This window comes from Pedobacter sp. UYP24, assembly GCF_054057295.1.
The window spans coordinates 1-1,614 of sequence record NZ_JBSRZD010000022.1 but is presented as its reverse complement, the minus strand read 5'-3'; the positions used below and the strand labels follow the sequence as shown (position 1 = coordinate 1,614).

General features: G+C 39.2%; 2 protein-coding genes. Both read left to right on the top strand.

Going from position 1 to position 1,614, the window contains the following annotated elements:
• Positions 1–64: 64 nt before the first annotated feature.
• Positions 65–580, top strand: coding sequence for a transposase (locus ACVWYN_RS18325; RefSeq protein WP_457290340.1), 516 nt, complete (start codon positions 65–67; stop codon positions 578–580).
• Positions 577–1,530, top strand: a complete 954-nt coding sequence (locus ACVWYN_RS18320; protein WP_457290339.1) for an IS3 family transposase — start codon at positions 577–579, stop codon at positions 1,528–1,530. The genes ACVWYN_RS18325 and ACVWYN_RS18320 overlap by 4 nt, the downstream gene beginning before the upstream one ends.
• The last annotated feature ends 84 nt before the right edge of the window (positions 1,531–1,614 follow it).

Below are 1,614 nucleotides of genomic sequence, written 5' to 3'. Positions count from 1 at the left end.
TTGACTAGTCCTAAATAAACTTTACATCAATACGAACAAAATTATTTATTAATTTTAAGAAGAGATGTCAAAGGAAATTAAGGGAAAAAAGTATGGTAGGTTATACTTGGAATCTTACAAGAAATCCATCGTTGCAGAAATTGAGCGCGAAGGCAATGCTATAAAAATGGTTTGTGAGCGTCATGGTTTAGATGTTAACACAGCATCTAGGTGGGTTCAGAGCTATGCAAGCAGTACCTATTTTGAACAGAAGAAAAAAAGGCGCAGTGTTAGTGAGAAAAACAAGATCGTCAGAGAAATTATTTCGGGAAGGTCAACTATCGGTGAGGTTCAACTAAAATACAACTTAGATTGCCGGGATACTATTACCAAGTGGGTAAGAGAATATAAAAAAGCCGAGCAGGAAGTTTCTGATTTGGCATCTGATGCTACAATCCCGGAAAAGGACCTTCAACTTTCGGAAATGCAGAAAGAATTGGAGATGGCCAGACTGAAGATCAGGGCACTGGAAGTGATGGTAGATATTGCCAGTGATCAATTTAAGGTGAATATCAGAAAAAAGTTTGGTGCCAAACAGTGACCCAGCTCACCGCTGAAGAACAGGGTATTAGCGTGAAAACGTTATGTTCACTGTTTGGCAAAAGCAGAAATGCCTGGTATGATCATCAACGCACAACAGATAAGGATATCATGATCAGGGATATTGTGTTACAGGAAGTAAGAAAGATTCGCGCCTGTCTTCCTGGTAGTGGGACAAGAAAAATACACTATATGCTTAAGGATATTTTACAGGAACATAATATCTCCGTAGGCAGGGATTATTTATTTGACTTGCTGGCTGTCAATGGCTTGTCAATTGTCAGAAGGCGCAGGCGTATCATCACAACCGATTCAAATCATTGGATGAAGAAGTATGATAACTTATTCGCTCTTGAGCAAATTACCAGGCCCGAACAGGCCTGGGTGAGTGATATTACCTATCTCAAACTTAACAGCAACTTCGTATACCTAAGTCTAATCACAGATGCTTATTCAAGACAGATCATGGGCTATCACGTGCAAAATGACCTTTCCGCCGAAGGCTGTCTGCAAGCACTGAGCATGGCAATAAACAGAAGAAAAACACCCAGCCTGTCCCTGATGCATCACTCAGACAGAGGTTCACAATACTGCTGTAATGCGTATGTTGAAGTGCTTAAGCAAGGGAATATTGCCATAAGTATGACCCAAAATGGAGATCCTTATGAAAATGCCATGGCTGAAAGAGTAAACGGAATACTTAAAACCGAATTTGGAATTGATCGAAATACAGGAACTTTTGAAAGCCTGAAAATCCAATTGGATAAAGTAATCGGCAATTACAACTGTCTGAGGCCACATTCTAGCTTAGGGTATCTAACGCCTGCCAAAGCACATCAGCAGCAGGGAGAATTAGTGAAAAATTGGAAAAACTATAACAAAGAAAAATGGGACCATAAAATTCAACAACAACAAAATTCATCGCTATATTGGGATCAAATTAGCGTGTAATGTTTAATCAGTACATGTAAAGTTAAATTTAGGACGATGTCAAGTTTTTTCAGGATTAGTGTAAAGCTATATCAGGACTAGACA

Excerpts from the sequence above, each read along its gene's own strand:
- ACVWYN_RS18325 (WP_457290340.1), top strand. The coding sequence starts at position 65 with ATGTCAAAGGAAATTAAGGGAAAAAAGTATGGTAGGTTATACTTGGAA.